Raw genomic sequence first — 17,461 nt, 5'->3', positions numbered from 1 at the left:
CATTCAGACGGATGAGGCGTTAATCGGACAGTTCTCGGGCCAGGACGTAGTGGGGACCCACGCCCTCGATCACGAACTCCTCTCCGTACACACGGTAGCCGTGCCGTTCGTAGAAGGCGCGGGCTTCGGTGCGGCCGTTGCACCACAGGGCCTTGGCACCGCGCGCCGCCGCCTCCGCCGTGCCCGCCGCGAGGACGGCGGTGCCGTAGCCGAGGCCGCGGGCCGAGGCGGCGCTGGCCATGCCGCGGATGCGGTACGCGGTGCCGGGCGGGCCGTCGGGGCCGGGGAAGGGCTCGGGGTAGAAGCTGGCGCAGCCCAGCACCTCGGTGCCGGCGGGCCCGGGGCCGTAGGCGGCGACGTGGAAGGCGCCCGGGCCGGCGTCCTCCGGGAACGGGGCGGACTCCCGGGGCAGCCCGGGCCGCAGCACCTCCCAGCGCAGGGTGAAGACGTCCGTGAGCGGAACGACGGCGGTGGGGATGGCCATGGCGGTCATGGCCTCACCCTACGGCGGTCCGGGACCGCGGGGCCGTGGCCTTCGGGAAGGAAGAGCACGGAGTTGACGTACCGCCGGCGCGGCAGCAGGCTCCGGCGCAGGAGGCCGTGCTCGGCGACGTGCGCGACCTGCTCCTGGTGCCCGGCGAGGTCGAAGGCGGCCAGCGGAATCCAGTGCGCCGCGGGCAGGACCCAGCCCTCGTAGCCGTGGCCCGCGAGCAGCTCCAGCACGGGGCCGGGCGGCTGGATGCGGGTCTCCAGCTCGACGAGGAGCGCGGGGCGGTCCCGCTCGACGGTCCGGGCGGCGCCGCGCAGGACGGCGAGCTCGCTGCCGTCGACGTCGATCTTGACGAGCCGGACGTCCTCCAGGCCCAGCCCGTCGACGCTCACCGTGCCGATCCGCAGCGCGCTCCCGTGCACCCGCTCGCGGCGCAGGAGGGAGGAGACGCCGCGCTCGCCGCCGTCGCCGGAGGGCAGCCACAGCGTCGCGGTGCCCTCGCGCTCGTCCGCCGCCGCCTCCACGACCTCGACGTTGGCCGGGGCCGTGGCCCGCAGGGCGGAGGCGAGCCGTGGCACCGGTTCGAGGGCGACGACGCGCTCGGCCCGCCGGGCCAGCGCCCGGGACCACGGGCCGTACCAGCCGCCGACGTCCACGGCGGTGCCGCCGCGCGGCACGAAGTCGGCGAGCCGACGCAGTTCCGGCTCGAAACGCGGGTACAGCCGGGCCGCGGCCCCCGCGACGAGCCGCACCGGCAGGTGCGGACCGAGGCGCGCGGCGACGGTCATACGGCTCCGGCCCGGTCGCTGAACCGGGTGTGCTCGTCCTCGCTCACGGGTTCGCCCGAGGAGGGCAGCAGCTGGGGCACCCCGTCCACGATGGGGTAGCGGCGGCGCAGCCGCGGGTTGTAGAGGGCCTCCTCGCGCTCCAGCAGGATCAGCGTGCCCTTGTCGAGGGGGCAGGCCAGGATGGTGAGCAGCGGGTCGTCAGGAGACATGGGAGGTGCCTTCCGGGTGAGGGTCTGAGGTGACGTACGCGGGCCACGGGCCGGGCTCGTCCGGTCGGACGGGGCGGGGCCAGTCGGCCTCGGGCTGGTCGAGCCCTGCGGCGTACGGGGGGCCGGCGTCGGGACGCGTGGCCCGCGGGTGCGTGGTCTGCGGGTTGTGCGCCGTGCCGGGCCTCGGGACGTCCGGCCGCGCGGCCTGCGGCTGCGCGGTGTCGGGGAGGTCGTCGTGGCGGGGCAGCGCCAGCAGCACGGTGACGGCCAGGAGCGCGCCGCCCAGCCGCAGCGCGAGCCGGAGCGGTTCCTCCGGCAGGGGTTCGTCGAACGCGATCGTGCCCGCGGCGACGGTGAACAGGAACGTCACGGTGGTGCACACCGGAACGATCAGCGAGGCGCGGCACCGTTGCAGCGCCGTCTGGGAGAGCACCAGGCCGGCGGAGCCGGTGCACATCAGCAGGTACGGGAACGGCGAGCGCAGGACGTCGAGCAGCCAGCCCCCGAGATCGTTGCCCTCCAGCAGCCCGGCCACGCCCTTGATGGCCAGGGAGCTGACGCCGTAGAGGAAGCCGACGGCGACGCCGTAGGGCACCCCCGCGGTGGGCATGCGGTGCCGCCGCCGGGAGCGCCGCTCGGCCGTGGCGAACACGGCGAGCCCGGTGACGAGCGCCGGGACGCAGATGCCGACGAGCAGCGGGGTCGGCGCCGCGTGGCTGATGGTGTCCCCGCCGCCCCGCAGCGACAGCACGATCATCACCAGGGCCAGCAGGATGGCGATCATCGCCAGCCGCTCGCGGCCCGAGGACTTCTCGCCGAGGAACACGGGCGAGAGCAGCAGAAGCATCACCAGCCCGGTGACGAACAGCCCCTGCGCCGCCACCAGCGGCAGGGTGCGGTAGACCGCGAGCTGGGCGAAGAAGCCGAGGCCCAGCGCCGCGGCCCCGACGAGCCACAGGGGGCTGCGCAGGAGGTGCCCCACGACCTGCCAGGGCCGCCCGGCGGTCAGTGGGGGCAGCCCGGACAGCGCGCGCTTCTCCACCACGAAGCCTGTGCTGAAGAGCAGGTTGGCCAGCAGTGCCGCCGCGACGCCCACCCACACGGTCAGCCGCCCTCCCCCTCGGCGCCCCCGCCCGCCCGGTCGCGGCGGCGGGCGTGCACCAGCAGGATCGAGGCGAGCGACGGCGTCCGGCAGGCGAGCCGGTCCAGCGGACGCAGGGGAGCGGGGACGTCGTGGTACGGGGCGCCGGTCATCCGCACGATCTCGAACCCGGCGGCCGGGAGCATGGAGCGCAGCGCCCGCGCGGTGTAGAGCCGCAGGTGGCCCACGACCTGGGAGCCGGGGCGGCCGTGGATGCCGCGCATCGACACCTCGGAGAAGACCGGCTGCACCCCGGCGAGCAGCAGCCCGCGGTTGTACCAGGCCGCGAGGTTGGGCGTGGACAGCAGCAGGTGGCCGCCGGGCCGCAGGATCCGGTGGAGCTCGTCCAGCGCGGAGTCCGGGTCCACCAGGTGCTCGATGACCTCGCTGAACAGGACGGCGTCGGCCGAGCCGGTGGCGAACGGCAGCGCGCCCAGCTCGCCGCGCACGGCCCGCAGGTGGGCGTTGGCCCGGCGCAGGGCGTCCTGGGACCAGTCGCTGCCGATCAGCCGTTTCCCGGGCAGCAGCGGGGCTGCGACGGCGGCGGCCGTGCCGTCGCCGCAGCCGACGTCCAGCACGGTGCCGGGGCCGGGACCGAGCGCGCGGGCCAGGATGGCGGCCTGGCGGCGGGAGCGGTCGGCGCCCGAGGCCACCGGGGTGGCCGGGTCCTCGTACAGCTCCTGGAGGGTGTCGGTCTGTGGGCTCATCATGCCTCCTGCCCGTTCGGGCGCGTGGGGGCCGTGGGGCCGTCGGCGGACCCGGTTCCCGCCAGGGTACGGGCGAACAGCTCGCCGAGCCGTCGGCCCGCGGCGTCGTCCAGCCGCCCCCGGGACCAGCGCAGCGCGAGCTGCAGCCGCCCGCCGGTGGAGATCGTGGTGACCGAGACCCCGCGCGGCATGCGGGCGGGGGCGGAGAACCAGGCGGCGGTGGCGCGGCCCGCGTCCCCGAAGTCCATCGGGTAGGGGAGCCGGCCCAGGTTGGACAGCAGGGTCGTGGACGCCCAGGGCCCGGCCGCCCTGCGCAGCGCGCGGGCCGTGGCCGCGCGGACGCCGATGGGCAGGACCGGGGTCGTCAGCAGCGCGCCGCTGCGGCCGAGCTGCGGCCGGGGCACGGCCTTGAGTGCCCGGGTCCGGGTCCCGGTGGCCCGGAGCAGCGCCTCGACGGCGTCCGGGTCGCCGTCGGCCGCGTCCGCGGGCAGGCCGAAGGGCACCTCCACCAGCCGGGTGCCGTTGCCGATGGGCATGTCGGCGGTCCTGGGCCGGTCGTCGACGGGCATGGTGACGCGCACCGGACGGCCGGGCAGCCCGTGCTCCCGGTTCCAGCGCAGGACCGTGAGACAGGTGGCCACGAGCAGCTGGTCGTTGACGGTGTAGGGCGAGCCGGACGGCCGGGTGGGCAGCGGCAGGTCCGCGATGTGCATGCCGTTGCCCGGCCCGGGGCGGCCCTCGCCGTGGTCGGCGCCGAACCGGGCCGGGCGGGCGAGGACCGAGCCGCTCACGGGTTCCGCGGGGGCGGGCCCGCCGCCCGGCCGGGGGGCGCGGACGGGGGCCGGAGCGGGGGAGTTGTCCGCGCCGCCGTACAGCTCCGCCGCCGTGGCGAGCACCCGCAGGCAGGCGGGACCGTCCAGTGCGGCGTGGTGGAGCGTGGCCAGCAGGACGCAGCCCTCGCCCTCGGGCGCGTCCACCACCTCGATCCGCACCGGCGGCGAGGCGCTGAGCGAGGGCTCCTCGTCCAGCGCCCGGCGCCGGGCGTCCTCCAGGGTGTCGCCGGGGAAGCGGACGGCCTCGGTCTCCGGCTCCCCGGTCAGCTCCCAGAAGTACCCCCGGTGCCACCACCGGGCGGGGGCCTGGCGCATCAGGATGCGCGGGTGCCGCCCGAACGCGTCCCGCACCGCCTTGCGCAGCCGTTCCTCGTCGAGCCGGCCCGGCAGGTGGATCTCGATGTGGACGGTCTCCGGCTCGCGCTCGTCGAGCCCGTGCCGGGAGATCTCGTCCACGACCGGGAAGGGGACGCGTTCGGTGGGCATCAGGCCGGACCCTCCCGCGTGTCGCCGGGACGGCCGCCGGGCCGGGCGGGACCGCCGGGGGCCTGGGCGGGCGGCACGGTGCCCTGGGCCGGCACCGGGTGCCCGTACCCGGTGTGCCCGGCGTCCCCGCCGTCGTGCTCCCGGTGCCGGCCGCCCGGGCCCCTGCGCGCCGGGACCGTGACCACGGCGGCGACCAGGGCCAGCAGGGCCAGCGCCTGGGCGGCGTGCCCGTAGGCGCCGGTGCCCTCGGCGAAGCCCGAGTCCGCGGACGGGAGGGCGAACACGGCGGCGAGCGCCATGGCGCCGAACGCGACCGGGACCAGCAGCCCGGGCCGCCACCAGGCGAGCACCGCCACGGCCGGGACGACCAGCGCGTACGGTCCGGCGACCAGGGCCAGCACCACGGTCAGCGCCAGCGCGCCGAGCACCCAGCCCGGGGCGGGCACCGGAGCGGCACCGGCCTCCTCGTCGACGTCGCGCCGGCGGACCAGGGCGAGCGCGAGCAGACCCAGGAGCGCGGCGCCCGCGGCGAACAGGCCCACCGTGTACGTGGTGGCCGGTCCGTACTCCAGCTTCACCGTGCCGCCCTCGCCCTCGGGGACGAGGAAGCCCTGCTGCCAGCCGTCGAGACGGACGGGCTCCAGCTTCTCCCCGCCCAGCGTGGCCTCCCAGCCCTCGTTGAAGGCCATGTGGGTGCGCAGGTAGGAGGCGTTGCCCGTCTCCACCTCGACGCTGCGCTCGTCCCCGTCCCAGTCGGTGGTCGTGACCGGGCGGTCGGTGCCGCCGGCCCCGGTGTCGCCGCGGGCCAGGGACAGGTCGGTGATCGCCAGCGCCTGGTCGGCGGGCGACTCCACGGTGTGCTCACCGGCGTCCAGGGCGATCGCCCCGTCCTCCGCGCCGCAGAGGGTGACCTCGACGGGACGGCGGTCGGTGAGGTCGCGGACGGTGCCGGACACGCTGGTGCGGTACGTGGTGCCGTCCACCGTGACGACCGGTCCCTCGCCGCACTCCAGCGCGAACGGGCTGTCCTTCAGCGGGGCCTTGACCCGGAACTCGTCCAGCCCGGGCACGTAGATCTCGTTGAGGCCCACCGGGAGCTGGAGGTTGTCCCCGGCAACCGGGTTGGCGACCGTCAGCTCGGCCGTCTTGGTGACGGTGATCCGCAGCTGGTCGGTGTTCATCGTCTCGAAGCGGGCCCAGCCGTTCTCGTCGACGGCGGTGGTGACCGCGCCGTCCGGCGAGGTGATCGTCACCTCGGTCGGCCGGGCCGAGACGCCGCCGGCGGCGGACAGGACGACGGAGGAGACGTCCCGCTTCACCGGCCAGGTCAGCGTGATGACGGGATCGTTCCCGGCGATCCACGCGGTGGTGAAGTCGCCGTCGACGAGGTTGCGCGGGCTCAGCGAGAGCCCGGTGGGGCTCGTCGACTCCGCGGTGGCGGTGAGCCGGTTCTCCGTGCCGGGAGCGACCGTGTCCAGCAGCTCGTCGAAGGCCGTGCCCGGGACGGGCAGCGCGGTGGCCCGGAAGGTGTAGTCACCGGCCGCCTGGGTGGAGAAGTGGCGGCGCAGTGCCCGCTCGTCGCCGACGGGGCGCAGCGCGCCCGGGTCGGCGTCGCGGTGCAGCGACACCATCTCGGAGCGGGCCGGGTTGTCCTCCGGCGCGTCGTCGGGCAGCGAGAGCAGTCGGTCGACCTGGACGCCGGGGATCGCGATCTCGGAGAAGCCGGCCCCGGTCAGGCCGGGACGGCGCTCCTCGGTGTCCAGGATGCTCAGCTTCAGCCACGTCGCCGGGCCCTCGGGCGCGGCCACGGTCTGCTTCCCGGCGCCGGGCCGCAGCGTGGACTCGACGGCCTCGCCCCGGTCGGTCTCGATCTCCACCCGGGTCGGGGCCGGGCGCAGCCCGTCGTCCGGCAGCGGGGTCAGCTCCAGCTCACCGGGGATGTCGGTCTCCTCGGTGAACTCGACCCGGATCCACTGGCCGCTGCTGTCGTCCGCGCTGCCCTCGGCCCAGCCCGTCATCGGGTCGCCGTCGAAGGCGTGCACGGGGTCGAACTGCGGCAGGTGGAACAGCCAGCTTCCGCTGCTGGACGCGGTGACGCTCCGGGCGCCGCGCAGCGTGGCGACCGTCTGGTGGCGCACCCCGTCGACGGGGAGGATCTGCTTCGGTTCCTCGCCCGCGTCCTGGAGGCTCTCGGGGTGGTTCCGCTCCTCGGCCGTGTAGGTGTACGAGGTGTTGTTGTTGAGCAGGCCGAAGCGGGTGTCCGCGCGGCGCAGGCCGTCGGCCGTCACGTGGAGGTCCGGCGCGTCGACGCCGGGGTGGGCGTCACCGGTCAGCACGGCCGGCCGGTCCCCGAAGGCCGGGTCGGCCGACAGCGGCAGCAGCGCCTCGGGGCCGCCGCTGACCCGCGCGGTGCGTGCCACGTCCTGGGCCCGCACCTGCTCGGGGATGCTCGGCGCGGAGGCGCCGGCGGGCGCGTAGATCTCCACGGACTGCTGCCGCGGGTAGAAGCCCTGGAGCATGATCGGCGTGTCCGCCGGGATGCGGCCGCCGGTGGTCAGCGGACCGAATCCCTTGGTCTTCTCGTAGCCGGAGGATTCCAGCGTGCGCTTGACGGTCTGCGGCGGCACGTAGCCGATCTGGTCCGGGTCGAGGTCGTTGCGCACGACGACGTAGTGGAGCCCGGCCCGGTTCAGGTACTGCTGCAGCCCGGGGACGGCGCCGCCGCTCAGCAGGGCCTGCTCGACGGCGTCCAGCATGCGCCGCTCACCGGGCGGCCCGAAGGGGACGTAGTCGCGCTGGGCCCAGGGGGAGTCGGCCAGGACGTGCAACGGCTGGTCGATGGGCGAGCCCCAGGTGTAGACGCCGTGCGCGGTCGCCGGGACCACCAGGGCGCGGGTCTCGCCGGAGTTCTCCTCCAGCCAGTTCGCCGTGTTCTTCCAGTGTTTCGGCAGGTCCTCGAACGCGCCCGGCTGGAGCACCGCGCCGGTCACGTACGGCAGCGCGAGGCCGGGCAGGACGAGCAGCGCGGTCAGCGCCGGGACGAGCCGGGCGCTGCGCAGGAAGCCGACCCGGTCCTTGCCGGCGGCGCGGGCCCCGCGGCGCCGGGCCACCAGCACCGCGGTGAGGTGGGCGAGGCCGAGGGCGAGTGCGAGCGCGAGGCCGGGCTGGAACTTGTAGATGTTGCGGAACGGCTTGAGCCAGCCGTCCAGCCAGCCCTGGAAACCCTCGGCGAACGGGGCGCCGAGCGCTCCGGCGTAGCCGGCCAGCATGACCAGGGTGACGGTGACGACGGTCAGCACGAGCCAGCGGCGCTCGGGCATGTCCCGCCGCGCCAGGCCGCCCAGGCCGACGGCGGCGGCGAGCGCACTGCCCGCGACGGCGAGCAGCCCCGTGGCCATCATCCAGCCGGCCGGGAGCCAGGCCTCGCCGAAGTTGAGGTACGCGACCCAGTTGCCGGCGCCGCGCAGCATCTCGAACGCCGACATCGTGGACGTCGTCGCGGTGGCCTGCTCGACGTACGGCATGAAGTCCTCGCCGTAGGCGCCCAGCAGCAGCAGCGGGATGATCCACCACAGCGTCGCCAGGATCACGCCGGGAGTCCACCACAGCAGGAGCGAGACGCGCCGCCGGCCGGTGCGGGTGATGAGGTACAGCCCCACCGGCAGCAGCGCGGCGAGGGTGGAGGCGGCGTTGACGCCGCCCATGAACGGGATGAGCAAAGCCGAACGGGCCGCGGCGACGCGGGCGATGGGTGCGGTGCCGTCCGCCCGGGGCACCAGCGGCAGCAGCACCCACGGCAGCATGGCGCCGGGCAGCGCACCGGCCGAGGTGGAGCCGACGATGATGGTGAACGTGGGCCACAGGGCGTAGGTGGCGGCGCCCAGCAGCCGGGTCGCGCTGGTGCCGACCCCGAACCGCTCGGCCAGCCGCAGCGCGCCCCAGAAGGCGGTGGTGACGACGAGGGCCAGCCAGAGCCGCTCGACCAGCCACACGGGCAGCCAGGACAGCGCCGCGTGGAACGGCAGCATGGGGAAGAGGTAGCCGATGTACTGGTCGGCGATGCCGCCGAAGCTGGAGCGGTCGGACCACAGGCTGCCCAGCTCGCCGAGGAACATCCAGGGGTCGCGGACGACGCCCAGCTTCGTCTCGAACGTCATGTTGCCGGGCGCCGCCAGCACGAAGGCCACCAGGACCAGCACATAGGCGCCCAGCAGCCACCACCGTGAGCGGGGTGGCCCGGTCGGGTCCGGCCCGACGGCGCTCAGTTCGAGCGTGCGGTCAGTGGTCGTCGTCATGGGGGCACCGCCGGAGGATGAGAAGGAGGTTCCAGGTGGCGATCTCGCGGAGGACCGGGACCCGGGTGATGGCATGGACGAGGAACGGCCAGTAGCGCGAGCGCGCGGCGAGGATCTCGACGTCGTCGCGGGACCGTACGTGGCGCAGGGTGGGGCCGACGTGGACGGCGAACAGGTTCTCGCCGAGGGTGTGCTTGGCCGGGCGGCCGTGCCGCCGGGCGTAGCGGGCGCGGGCCCGCTCGGCGCCCAGGTAGTGCCAGGGGGCGGTTTCGTGGCCACCCCACGGCGAGTACCAGTTGGTGAAGGAGACGTAGACGAGCCCGCCGGGCCGGGTGACCCGCACCATCTCGCTGAGGAAGGTCTGCGGGTCGTCGACGTGTTCGAGCACGTTGGAGGAGAAGGTGACGTCGGCCGTGCCGTCCGCGACGGGCAGCAGGTAGCCGTCGGCCAGCGCGGCACCCTCGGGGCGGCGCCCGCGGCCGTGCAGCTCGTGCGGGTCGGGCTCGAAGAGGAAGCCGCGCGCGCCGCGCCGCCGGAACTCGTCGGTGAAGTGCCCGCTGCCGCCGCCGACGTCGATGACGGTCGCCCCATTCAGGGGCGTGTACCGCTCGATCTGGTCGGCCGCGTCCCGGGCGAGCAGGCCGTAGCAGGTCCCGGGGTCCTTCGGCTCGTTCATGAAGGCGCGGAACAGCGTCACCGACCGCCGGATGGACGGGTCTCTCACACCGGTCACCTCGGCGTCCCGGTGTAGCTGCCCGGCGGGGCGCCGGCGCGCGTCCACGCCTCGCCCGCCACCTCGCGGAAGGCGGAGACCGTGCGGGCCCAGCCGAACTCGGCGGCCCGCCCGCGGGCGGCCTCGCCCAGGGCGGCGCGGCGCGGGTTCGAGAGGCCGAGGGTGCACCAGGCGGAGGCGAAGGTGCTCTCGCCGCGGGCCAGGACGCCGGTCTCGCCGTCGGCGATGGAGTCGCGCAGCCCGGGTATGTCGAAGCCGATGGCGGGGGTGCCGCGGGCCGCGGCCTCCATGACCACCAGCCCCCAGCCCTCCACCATCGAGGGGTGCAGCAGCAGCCAGGCCGAGCACAGCAGCCGGTGCTTCTCCGCCTCGGAGACATGCCCGGCGAATGTCACCGACTCGCCGGCCATCGCTTCGAGCCGGGACCGCTCCGGGCCGTCCCCGACGATCACGAGCCGGCCGCCGGTGACCGGGCGCACCCGCTCCCACAGCCGCAGCAGCAGGTCGATCCGCTTGTACTCGACGAGCCGGCCCATGGCCAGGAAGAGCGGCTCGGCCGACTTCGCGGTGATCGGCGCGGAGGGCTCTTCGACGCCGTTGTGGACGATGCGGATCAGGTCGCCGCGGACGCCGATGCCCCGCAGGGCCCGGGCCGTGGAGTCGGAGACGGCGACCGTCAGGTTGTCGCGGTGGGTGCGCGCCAGCGCCCAGTGCTCGAGCCGGCGTCCGATCCGGGCGACGGGCGCGGGGTAGCGCATGCCCCACAGCTCGGTGTGGACGTGGTTGACGAAGTTCAGCGTCGGTCCGCGGTACCACATCGGCGTGAGGTACGGCATGCCGTTGCACACCTCGACCATCAGGTCGGTCTCGCCGACCTCGCGGGTGAAGGTGCGCCGGGCGCGCAGGAAGTGGCCGGCGTCGCCGCCGGCCGAGACGACCCGGTAGTCGCGCTCCGCGGCGGGCCCGCCGCACACGAGCGTCACCTCGTGGCCCTGGGCGGACAGTCCGGAGGCGATCCGGTCGATGAGCAGCTCGGAACCGCCGGCGGCCGGATTGCCGATGTCGCGGCGGGCGAGGAAGACGATGCGGCGGGGATACCGGGAGGGGACCGCGTCGGCGGGGCTGGTGGCAGCCGTCGTGACCGCACGCGGGGCGAGCCGCTGCTGCGGGACGGAGGCGGCGTGGGGAGCCACCGGGGGCACCTGCTGGGGCATGGAGCGCTCCACTCGTGGGAGGGTGCGGTGGGTGCTGCGGGTACGGCTGACGTGCGGTGATGAGGGTGGGACGGGAGCGGGGTGCTGCGGGCGCGAGGGGTTCTCGCGGGGGATTGCGTCCACCGGGGTGACGGTGATGGACCGAGAGCCGTGAGCCGGGGGCGGTGGCTGGCGATCGGATGGCTCAATTTTCGTCGCCACGTTCGATGCGGCTACTCACCCATGTGACAAATTACCCTCGGGTTTACCGACGGGTACCCGCACCGGAGCGCAAAGCACCGGTGCGGGTACCCGTCGGTGATGTGGGCTGGGTCACGCCTCCTGGCGCCGGCCGCGCACCAGGAGCACGGTCCCGGCCGCGGCGAGCAGCAGCCCGGCGGAGCCCAGCCCGACCGGGGCGGTCGTGCCGACCATCCGCAGCTTGCCGCTGCCGTCCTCGGCCAGCTTGACCTGCTCCTCCTGGGTCTTCTCGGTGAAGGTGAGCCCGTCGCTCCTAAGGAGCGTGACGGCGTCCTTCGAGGAGCCGGGGGCGCGGAGGGTCACCTTCGGGCCGGTGGTCGCCTTGAGGATGCGCCCGGTGGCCTCGTCCACGACGAACTCGAGGTTCGTGTTGGCGTACCACTCCTCGGCCATGACCTGCGGAGTCTCCGGGAGACCCACCAGGATGCCGGGCACCTGACGGGTGCCGACCTTGGTGGCGTCGACGGTTCCGGTGAAGCGCATCCCCTCGTAGCCCTGCACCTTCACGCGCTGGTCGTAGGTGAGCGCGACGGTGTTACCCAGGCTGGAGTCCCACCAGGTGTAGCCCCGCTCCTCGACGTCGAAGGGGAACTTGAGGTAGGCCTCGCCGGCGAACTTCCCCGGTGCCTCGCCGCAGCAGTGGACGGGCTTGTTCGTCTCCCGGTCGGTCACCCAGCTCTCGGTCTTCCACTGGAAGGACTTGCGCGGGTCCTCCCGCTTCAGTGTCGTCTCGGTGTCGATCGTCTGTGAGACGTCCCAGACGGCCACGTCGTGGCGCTCGCTGGCGGCGACGTTTCCGAGGACGCGGCGGGTGACGGTGAGGGGCTCGTCCTTCTTCTCGGTGACGGACTGCTGGTCGAAGTAGCTTCCCGTGCCCTTCATGACCGTCGTCGAGACCGTGTCGATGGGGGTTCGCTTGGCCCGCGGTTCCACGTACCAGGCCAGCATCGAGGCCAGGACCAGCAGAAACACGCCGAGCCCCAGCAGGGTCAGCGAGAGGGGTGAGGCGGAACGGCGCATGGCGGGTGCTCCCGTGGAAGGTGGGTGGTGCGCGTTCTCCGTACCGCGTGCGGTGGCGACGTGCGAGGGGTGTGCTACGTGCGCGCGGAGCGGTGTGACGCGCGGCGCCCGAAGCCGGTCCCGGCCGGGGCGCGAACGGTGGTGGGCCCGCTCCCGGTCGTCCGGGCAGGCCCCCCTGGGCCGGTGACGGTAAGCGAACCCTTGACAGCGCGTCAATGCCCTTCCAGACTTCACACCACGAACCGGTGTCGGGGGCGACTGCTGGTCCCGTGCAGTCTTCAGAGAGGTCCCCCGCGCCATGCACAGACTCCTCGCCGCAGCTCTGACCTGCGTTCTCGCTGCGTTGCTCGCGGTCGGCGCCGGGGTCGGCATCGTCTCGATGCTGAACGCCACTCCCGAGCAGCCGAACGTGCCGATCGTGCACTTCCCGCACCACGAGCCCGAGGTGGACGCCTCCCCGTCGGACGCGTCCTCACCCTCCGAGACCACGGACCCCGCCGAGGGGACGAGGCCGTCGGCTCCCGCCGACTCCTCCGGCCGGCCGTCCGAGGCCCCGGAGGACGGCGTGGGCGAGGACGCCGGGAACGGTGAGGACGGCGGCAGCGCCACCGAGGCGCCCGGCGACGAGGCCGGGAACGACGGCGACACCCCCTCGCAGAAGCCCGACCGCCCCGAAGACGACACGTCCGCGACGCCCACGGAGATCCCGACCCTGTCCGTCACGCTGGACGTCGGCGGCTCCTCGTGACGGCGGTGACCGTGGAATCGGCCTGGCGGGCGGTGCCCGCGGACCAGCTGCTGGCCTTCGCCGAGCGGGCGCGGGAGGAGATCCCCGTGCTCGCGGGCGACATCCTGCGGGAGATCCGCACCGAGTACCCCAGCCTGCCCGTCGTGGTCGACGAGTCGACCGGCGAGCCGATGTCGCTCGTCGGTATCCGCCGGGCACTGGAGCACTTCGTCGAGCACCTGGCCACCGGGCTCGGCAGCCCCCACGTGCACCCGACGGTCTTCCAGGACTTCGGCCGCGGCGAGCTGCTCCAGGGCCGCAGCCTGGACTCGCTCCAGGCGATCTACCGGCTCGGCGTCCGGCTCGCCTGGCGCCGGCTCGCCGAGATCGGCCAGCAGGCCGACATCCCGGCACCCGCGATGTACGAGCTGGCCGAGTCGGGCTTCCAGTACCTCGACGGCCTGGTCGCCGAGTCGGTGCGCGGCTACGCCGAGGCCGCGGCCCGGCAGGCGGGGGAGCGGCTCCGCCTCCAGCGCCGCCTGCTGGACCTCCTGCTCGACGAGGGCGGGCACGGCGGTCAGCTCGAATCCGTCCTGACGGAGCGCGCGGCCCGGATCGGCTGGCCCGTCCCCCGGTCGGTGGCCGTCGCCGTGCTCGTGCCCCCGGCCCGGGAGGCCCTGCCCCCGGCGCTGGGGCCCGAGGTCCTGCTCGACATGGAGCGCGAGCAGCCGCTCATGGTCGTTCCCGAGCCGGACGCCGCCGGGCGCGGCGAGCTGCTGCGCCGGGCCACGGCGGGCTGGTCGGGGGCCATCGGCCCGCCGGTGGGCATCGCCGAGGCCGCCAAGTCCCTGCGCTGGGCGCAGTCGGCGGTGGCCCTCATGGAGCGCGGACTGCTGCCCTCCGGCGGCCTGCTGGACTGCACCGAGCACACCGAGGCGCTAGTGCTGCTGCCGCCCGAGGAGCTGATCGACGATCTGGGCCGCCGGCTGCTGGCGCCCCTGGAGGAATGCGGGCCCACGCACGGCCGCCGGCTGGCGGAGACGCTGCTGGCCTGGCTGGAGGCCAGGGGCGGGGCACCCGAGGTGGCCAGCCGGCTCGGGGTGCACCCGCAGACCGTCCGCTACCGGCTGCGGCAGATCCGGGAGATGTGGGGCGACGCGGTCGACGACCCCGACCGCCGCTTCGAGCTGGAGCTCGTCCTGCGGGCCCGCCGCCTCCGCGGCGAACTGGGCTGATCCGCGCCCCGCGCCCCGCAGAGGCGCGGGAAGAGGCACTCCCGGGCGAGGCCGGATCCGGTGCCGGGACTGCGCTTGCCAGCCCTGCGCCTTCGCGCGGACCTCGCCAGCGCGGGGCACGGCGCGGGCCTACGCCAGCATCTGGCGGAGCAGCTCGCGCAACTGGCGGCGGCTCGGCTCGTCGAGCCGCCCGAGCGGCTCACGGGCGAACTCGCCGAGCGACTCGCGCAGGGACGCCGCCGTCCGCAGGCCCTCCTCCGTCGGGGCCGCGAGCTTGACCCGCCGGTCCGACTCGTCGGCCCGGCGCTCCACCAGCCCGCGCGCGGTCAGCCGGTCGACGATGCCCGTCACGTTGGACGGCTCGCACTTGAGGCGCTGGGCGAGCTGGCGCATGGGCAGGGGGCCGAGCGCGAGCAGCGCCAGCACCCGGGCCTGGGAGCCGGTCAGCGTGAACTCGGCGGCTGCCTTGTCGTACTCCTCGTAGTACCGGGCCACCACGTCGCCGAGAAGCTCCAGCACCTCGAGCGTGAGCTGGTCGCCTGGGGGCTTGGGACGGGTCATGGGCACCAGCATAGCCATTTACTTGACAACATGAAATATCCAGGTGCACTGTTGTTTCACGTCATGAAGTAAATCTCGTGAGGAGAGCTCAGATGACCCTGCCCACCACCGGCCGCGCCTGGCACCTGACCGCCCGCCCGGACGGCTGGCCGACCCCGGCCGACTTCGCGCTGCGCGAGGAGCCCGTGGCGGCTCCGGAGGCGGGGCAGATCCTGGTACGCAACCTCGTCCTGTCCGTGGACCCGTACATGCGCGGCAGGATGAACGACGTCAAGTCCTATGTGCCGCCCTTCCAGCTCGACCGGCCGATGGACGGCGGAGCCGTCGGCGTCGTCGTCGCGTCCGAGGCCGAGGGCTTCGCCGTCGGCGACCACGTGCTGCACTTCCTCGGCTGGCGGGAGTACGCGACGCTGGACGCCGCCCACGCGCAGAAGGTCTCCCCCGACCTCGCGCCCCTGAGCACCTACCTCGGCGTCATGGGCATGCCCGGGCTCACCGCCTACGCCGGCCTGCTGGAGGTGGCCTCGTTCCAGGAGGGCGACACCGTCTTCGTCTCCGGAGCCGCCGGTGCCGTCGGCAGCCAGGTCGGCCAGATCGCCCGGATCAAGGGGGCGGCGCGGGTCGTCGGCAGCGCCGGCTCCGCCGAGAAGGTCGAACTGCTCACCAAGGAGTACGGCTTCGACGCCGCCTTCAACTACAAGGAGCGCCCCGTCGGCGAGCAGCTGCGCGAGGCCGCACCCGAGGGTGTCGACGTCTACTTCGACAACGTCGGGGGCGACCACCTGGAGGCCGCCATCGACGCCATGCGGCCCCAGGGCCGCATCACCCTGTGCGGCGCCATCGCCCAGTACAACGACGCCGAGCCCGCGCCCGGCCCGCGCAACCTCGTCCAGGTCATCGGCAAGCGGCTGCGCATCACCGGCATGCTCGTCAGCGACCACGACGAGCTGATGCCGCGCTTCGCGGAGGAGACCGCCGGCTGGATCGCCTCCGGCCAGCTGAAGTACCACGAGACCGCCACCGAGGGCATCGAGACCGCGGTCGACGCCTTCCTCGGCATGCTCCGCGGCCGGAACACCGGAAAGATGATCGTCCGTCTCGCCGACTGACCTTCCCCCAGCCCCCACCGCGTGAGGCTCTAGACTGCGACCCGCCGGGCGGGTCGTGGGCGCGAGCCCTCCGGTGACGCATCCAACAGGAGGATCCGTATGTCCATCCAGCCCGTCGACGTCCTCTACACGGCCGTGGCCACCGCCGAGAACGGCCGGGACGGCAAGGTCGCCAGCAATGACGGCCAGCTCGAGGTCGTCGTCAACCCGCCCAGGGAGATGGGCGGCAGCGGGGCCGGTACCAACCCGGAGCAGCTCTTCGCCGCCGGGTACAGCGCCTGCTTCCAGGGCGCGCTCGGCGTCGTCGCCCGCCAGGAGAAGGCGGACATATCCGGCTCGACGGTCACCGCCGAGGTCGGCATCGGCAAGACGCCGCAGGGCGGCTTCGGTCTGAAGGTCGCCATCAAGGCGACCATCCCGAACGTGGACGAGGCCACCGCGCGGGCCCTCGTGGAGAAGGCGCACCAGGTGTGCCCCTACTCCAGCGCCACCCGGGGCAACATCGAGGTCGCGCTCTCGGTCTGAGCCGAGCGTGGAAACGAGGGCCGTCACGGCATCGCCGTGGCGGCCCTCGCCGCATGCCCGGGGCCCTGTCAGGGCCGCAGCAGAACGGCTCCCGTACCAGGGTCCCGGGTCGTGGCCGTCGCCATCGCGGCGTCGAAGTCCGCGAGCCCGAACTCGTGGCTGACCAGCGGCGCTGAGCTGAGCCGGCCCAGCCGGAAGGCGCGCACGGCGTGGGCCCAGGCCGCCGGCGTGGCACCGGGGGCGCACCGCACGGTCAGCGCCTGCTCCAGCAGCCGCGCCGGGTCCAGGCCCCGGGCGCCACCCGGCTCCGGGGCCGCCGCGAGCAGCACCCGGCCGCCGCGCCGCGCGAGCAGGCAGGCGTCGTACGCGCTCTCCGCCTCCCCGGCCGTCTCCACCACCAGGTCGCAGCGGCCGTGCAGTTCCACCGCCTCCGAGGGGCACACCGCCCGGCCCGCGCCCAGCGTGAGGGCACGTTCGCCGGCGAGCGGCCGGGAGTCCACGGCCACCAGTTCCCCCGGGGCGGAGGCGGCCAGCAGCTGCACCGTCAGCAGCCCGAGCGGCCCCGCCCCGACGACGGCCGCCCGCTCCCCGGGGACGGGCATGGCGGCCAGCACGGCGGTGGCCGCCACGGCCGCCCGCCCCAGCAGGGCGGCGGCCCGCAGATCGGCGTCGTCGGGCAGGACGTGCAGCAGCCGGGCCGGGACGTTCAGCACGTCGGCGAACGCCCCGGCGCCCGGCCGGCCGGAGGGCTCCGAGCACAGGTGCGGTTCGTCCTCCCGGCAGCGGGCGCAGGCGAGACAGCCGCCGGGCGCCCGCTCGCCGACGGCCTTCCGGCCGAGCAGTCCGGCCGCCACCCCCTCGCCGATCGCCTCCACCGTGCCCGACCATTCGCCACCGGGGGTGACGGGGTAGGGGTCGGGCCAGCCGGGGGCCGTGCCCGCGTAGAGCGCGCGGTCGGCCGTGCTCACGAGGGCCGCGGTGACCGCGATCCGTACCTCGCCGAAGGCCGGTTCGGCCACCGGCCCGCTCACCAGCCGATGTGCTCCGGGCTTGTCGACGACGACGGCGCGTGCGGTGCGGACGGGCGGACTCACGCGGACCATTGTGCGTCGGCCCCGCACACGGGTACGGGCCCACCGTCGGCTTCC

The 17,461-nt window shown here is 74.6% G+C and carries 16 protein-coding genes; 4 read left to right on the top strand and 12 right to left on the bottom strand.

Annotated features, from left to right (window positions below; translation table 11 throughout):
- Window positions 1–19: 19 nt before the first annotated feature.
- The 10 genes from O7609_RS05225 to O7609_RS05180 form a co-directional block, all read right to left on the bottom strand.
- Window positions 20–493, bottom strand: a complete 474-nt coding sequence (locus tag O7609_RS05225; RefSeq protein ID WP_269733737.1) for a GNAT family N-acetyltransferase — start codon at window positions 491–493, stop codon at window positions 20–22.
- Window positions 490–1,278 carry an FkbM family methyltransferase gene (locus O7609_RS05220; RefSeq protein WP_269733736.1) on the bottom strand — a complete coding sequence of 263 codons (789 nt, stop codon included), beginning with the start codon at window positions 1,276–1,278 and terminating at the stop codon, window positions 490–492. Before O7609_RS05220 ends, O7609_RS05225 begins: the two co-directional genes overlap by 4 nt.
- Complete coding sequence (locus O7609_RS05215) at window positions 1,275–1,487, bottom strand: Trm112 family protein (RefSeq protein WP_269733735.1); 213 nt, start codon at window positions 1,485–1,487, stop codon at window positions 1,275–1,277. The genes O7609_RS05220 and O7609_RS05215 overlap by 4 nt, the downstream gene beginning before the upstream one ends.
- Window positions 1,477–2,589, bottom strand: a complete 1,113-nt coding sequence (locus O7609_RS05210) for a DMT family transporter (RefSeq protein WP_269733734.1) — start codon at window positions 2,587–2,589, stop codon at window positions 1,477–1,479. The genes O7609_RS05215 and O7609_RS05210 overlap by 11 nt, the downstream gene beginning before the upstream one ends.
- 2 nt (window positions 2,590–2,591) lie before the next feature.
- Window positions 2,592–3,335 (bottom strand): class I SAM-dependent methyltransferase, encoded by a 744-nt coding sequence (locus tag O7609_RS05205; RefSeq protein WP_269733733.1) that lies wholly within the window; start codon window positions 3,333–3,335, stop codon window positions 2,592–2,594.
- On the bottom strand, window positions 3,335–4,654 hold the full coding sequence (locus O7609_RS05200) for a condensation protein (protein ID WP_269733732.1): 1,320 nt from the start codon (window positions 4,652–4,654) through the stop codon (window positions 3,335–3,337). Before O7609_RS05200 ends, O7609_RS05205 begins: the two co-directional genes overlap by 1 nt.
- On the bottom strand, window positions 4,654–8,949 hold the full coding sequence (locus tag O7609_RS05195) for an alpha-(1->3)-arabinofuranosyltransferase domain-containing protein (RefSeq protein ID WP_269743139.1): 4,296 nt from the start codon (window positions 8,947–8,949) through the stop codon (window positions 4,654–4,656). The genes O7609_RS05200 and O7609_RS05195 overlap by 1 nt, the downstream gene beginning before the upstream one ends.
- Complete coding sequence (locus O7609_RS05190; protein ID WP_269743138.1) at window positions 8,933–9,673, bottom strand: class I SAM-dependent methyltransferase; 741 nt, start codon at window positions 9,671–9,673, stop codon at window positions 8,933–8,935. The genes O7609_RS05195 and O7609_RS05190 overlap by 17 nt, the downstream gene beginning before the upstream one ends.
- A 5-nt stretch (window positions 9,674–9,678) precedes the next feature.
- A complete protein-coding gene (locus tag O7609_RS05185) occupies window positions 9,679–10,896 on the bottom strand; it encodes a glycosyltransferase family 4 protein (protein WP_269733729.1) in 1,218 nt (405 codons plus the stop codon).
- Window positions 10,897–11,208: 312 nt separating this feature from the next.
- Complete coding sequence (locus O7609_RS05180) at window positions 11,209–12,156, bottom strand: DUF3068 domain-containing protein (RefSeq protein ID WP_269733728.1); 948 nt, start codon at window positions 12,154–12,156, stop codon at window positions 11,209–11,211.
- A 298-nt stretch (window positions 12,157–12,454) separates the two neighbouring features.
- Between O7609_RS05180 and O7609_RS05175 the strand changes: the two genes are divergently transcribed.
- Window positions 12,455–12,904, top strand: a complete 450-nt coding sequence (locus O7609_RS05175; protein ID WP_269744405.1) for a hypothetical protein — start codon at window positions 12,455–12,457, stop codon at window positions 12,902–12,904.
- Window positions 12,905–12,909: 5 nt separating this feature from the next.
- Window positions 12,910–14,118, top strand: coding sequence for a helix-turn-helix domain-containing protein (locus tag O7609_RS05170; protein ID WP_269743137.1), 1,209 nt, complete (start codon window positions 12,910–12,912; stop codon window positions 14,116–14,118).
- A 129-nt stretch (window positions 14,119–14,247) separates the two neighbouring features.
- On the opposite strand, the gene O7609_RS05165 is transcribed toward O7609_RS05170, so the two are convergent.
- Window positions 14,248–14,679 (bottom strand): MarR family winged helix-turn-helix transcriptional regulator, encoded by a 432-nt coding sequence (locus O7609_RS05165; protein WP_257578886.1) that lies wholly within the window; start codon window positions 14,677–14,679, stop codon window positions 14,248–14,250.
- Between the two features lie 92 nt (window positions 14,680–14,771).
- Between O7609_RS05165 and O7609_RS05160 the strand changes: the two genes are divergently transcribed.
- Together O7609_RS05160 and O7609_RS05155 are read left to right on the top strand one after the other, a co-directional pair.
- Window positions 14,772–15,788 (top strand): NADP-dependent oxidoreductase, encoded by a 1,017-nt coding sequence (locus tag O7609_RS05160; protein ID WP_269743136.1) that lies wholly within the window; start codon window positions 14,772–14,774, stop codon window positions 15,786–15,788.
- A 99-nt stretch (window positions 15,789–15,887) separates the two neighbouring features.
- Complete coding sequence (locus O7609_RS05155) at window positions 15,888–16,313, top strand: organic hydroperoxide resistance protein (RefSeq protein WP_269733725.1); 426 nt, start codon at window positions 15,888–15,890, stop codon at window positions 16,311–16,313.
- A 68-nt stretch (window positions 16,314–16,381) separates the two neighbouring features.
- On the opposite strand, the gene O7609_RS05150 is transcribed toward O7609_RS05155, so the two are convergent.
- Window positions 16,382–17,407 carry an alcohol dehydrogenase catalytic domain-containing protein gene (locus O7609_RS05150; RefSeq protein WP_269733724.1) on the bottom strand — a complete coding sequence of 342 codons (1,026 nt, stop codon included), beginning with the start codon at window positions 17,405–17,407 and terminating at the stop codon, window positions 16,382–16,384.
- Window positions 17,408–17,461: the final 54 nt, after the last annotated feature.

The organism is Streptomyces sp. WMMC1477 (assembly GCF_027460245.1).
In the GTDB taxonomy this organism is placed as follows: Bacteria; Actinomycetota; Actinomycetes; order Streptomycetales; family Streptomycetaceae; genus Streptomyces.
Note: the sequence above shows the minus strand (reverse complement) of the source record. Positions and strands in the feature narration are given on the sequence as shown.

Coding starts and splice junctions, on each gene's coding strand:
- O7609_RS05215 (WP_269733735.1), bottom strand. CDS start 1,487: ATGTCTCCTGACGACCCGCTGCTCACCATCCTGGCCTGCCCCCTCGAC.
- O7609_RS05200 (WP_269733732.1), bottom strand. CDS start 4,654: ATGCCCACCGAACGCGTCCCCTTCCCGGTCGTGGACGAGATCTCCCGG.
- O7609_RS05205 (WP_269733733.1), bottom strand. CDS start 3,335: ATGAGCCCACAGACCGACACCCTCCAGGAGCTGTACGAGGACCCGGCC.
- O7609_RS05175 (WP_269744405.1), top strand. CDS start 12,455: ATGCACAGACTCCTCGCCGCAGCTCTGACCTGCGTTCTCGCTGCGTTG.
- O7609_RS05160 (WP_269743136.1), top strand. CDS start 14,772: ATGACCCTGCCCACCACCGGCCGCGCCTGGCACCTGACCGCCCGCCCG.
- O7609_RS05220 (WP_269733736.1), bottom strand. CDS start 1,278: ATGACCGTCGCCGCGCGCCTCGGTCCGCACCTGCCGGTGCGGCTCGTC.
- O7609_RS05165 (WP_257578886.1), bottom strand. CDS start 14,679: ATGACCCGTCCCAAGCCCCCAGGCGACCAGCTCACGCTCGAGGTGCTG.
- O7609_RS05185 (WP_269733729.1), bottom strand. CDS start 10,896: ATGCCCCAGCAGGTGCCCCCGGTGGCTCCCCACGCCGCCTCCGTCCCG.
- O7609_RS05225 (WP_269733737.1), bottom strand. CDS start 493: ATGACCGCCATGGCCATCCCCACCGCCGTCGTTCCGCTCACGGACGTC.
- O7609_RS05195 (WP_269743139.1), bottom strand. CDS start 8,949: ATGACGACGACCACTGACCGCACGCTCGAACTGAGCGCCGTCGGGCCG.
- O7609_RS05155 (WP_269733725.1), top strand. CDS start 15,888: ATGTCCATCCAGCCCGTCGACGTCCTCTACACGGCCGTGGCCACCGCC.
- O7609_RS05180 (WP_269733728.1), bottom strand. CDS start 12,156: ATGCGCCGTTCCGCCTCACCCCTCTCGCTGACCCTGCTGGGGCTCGGC.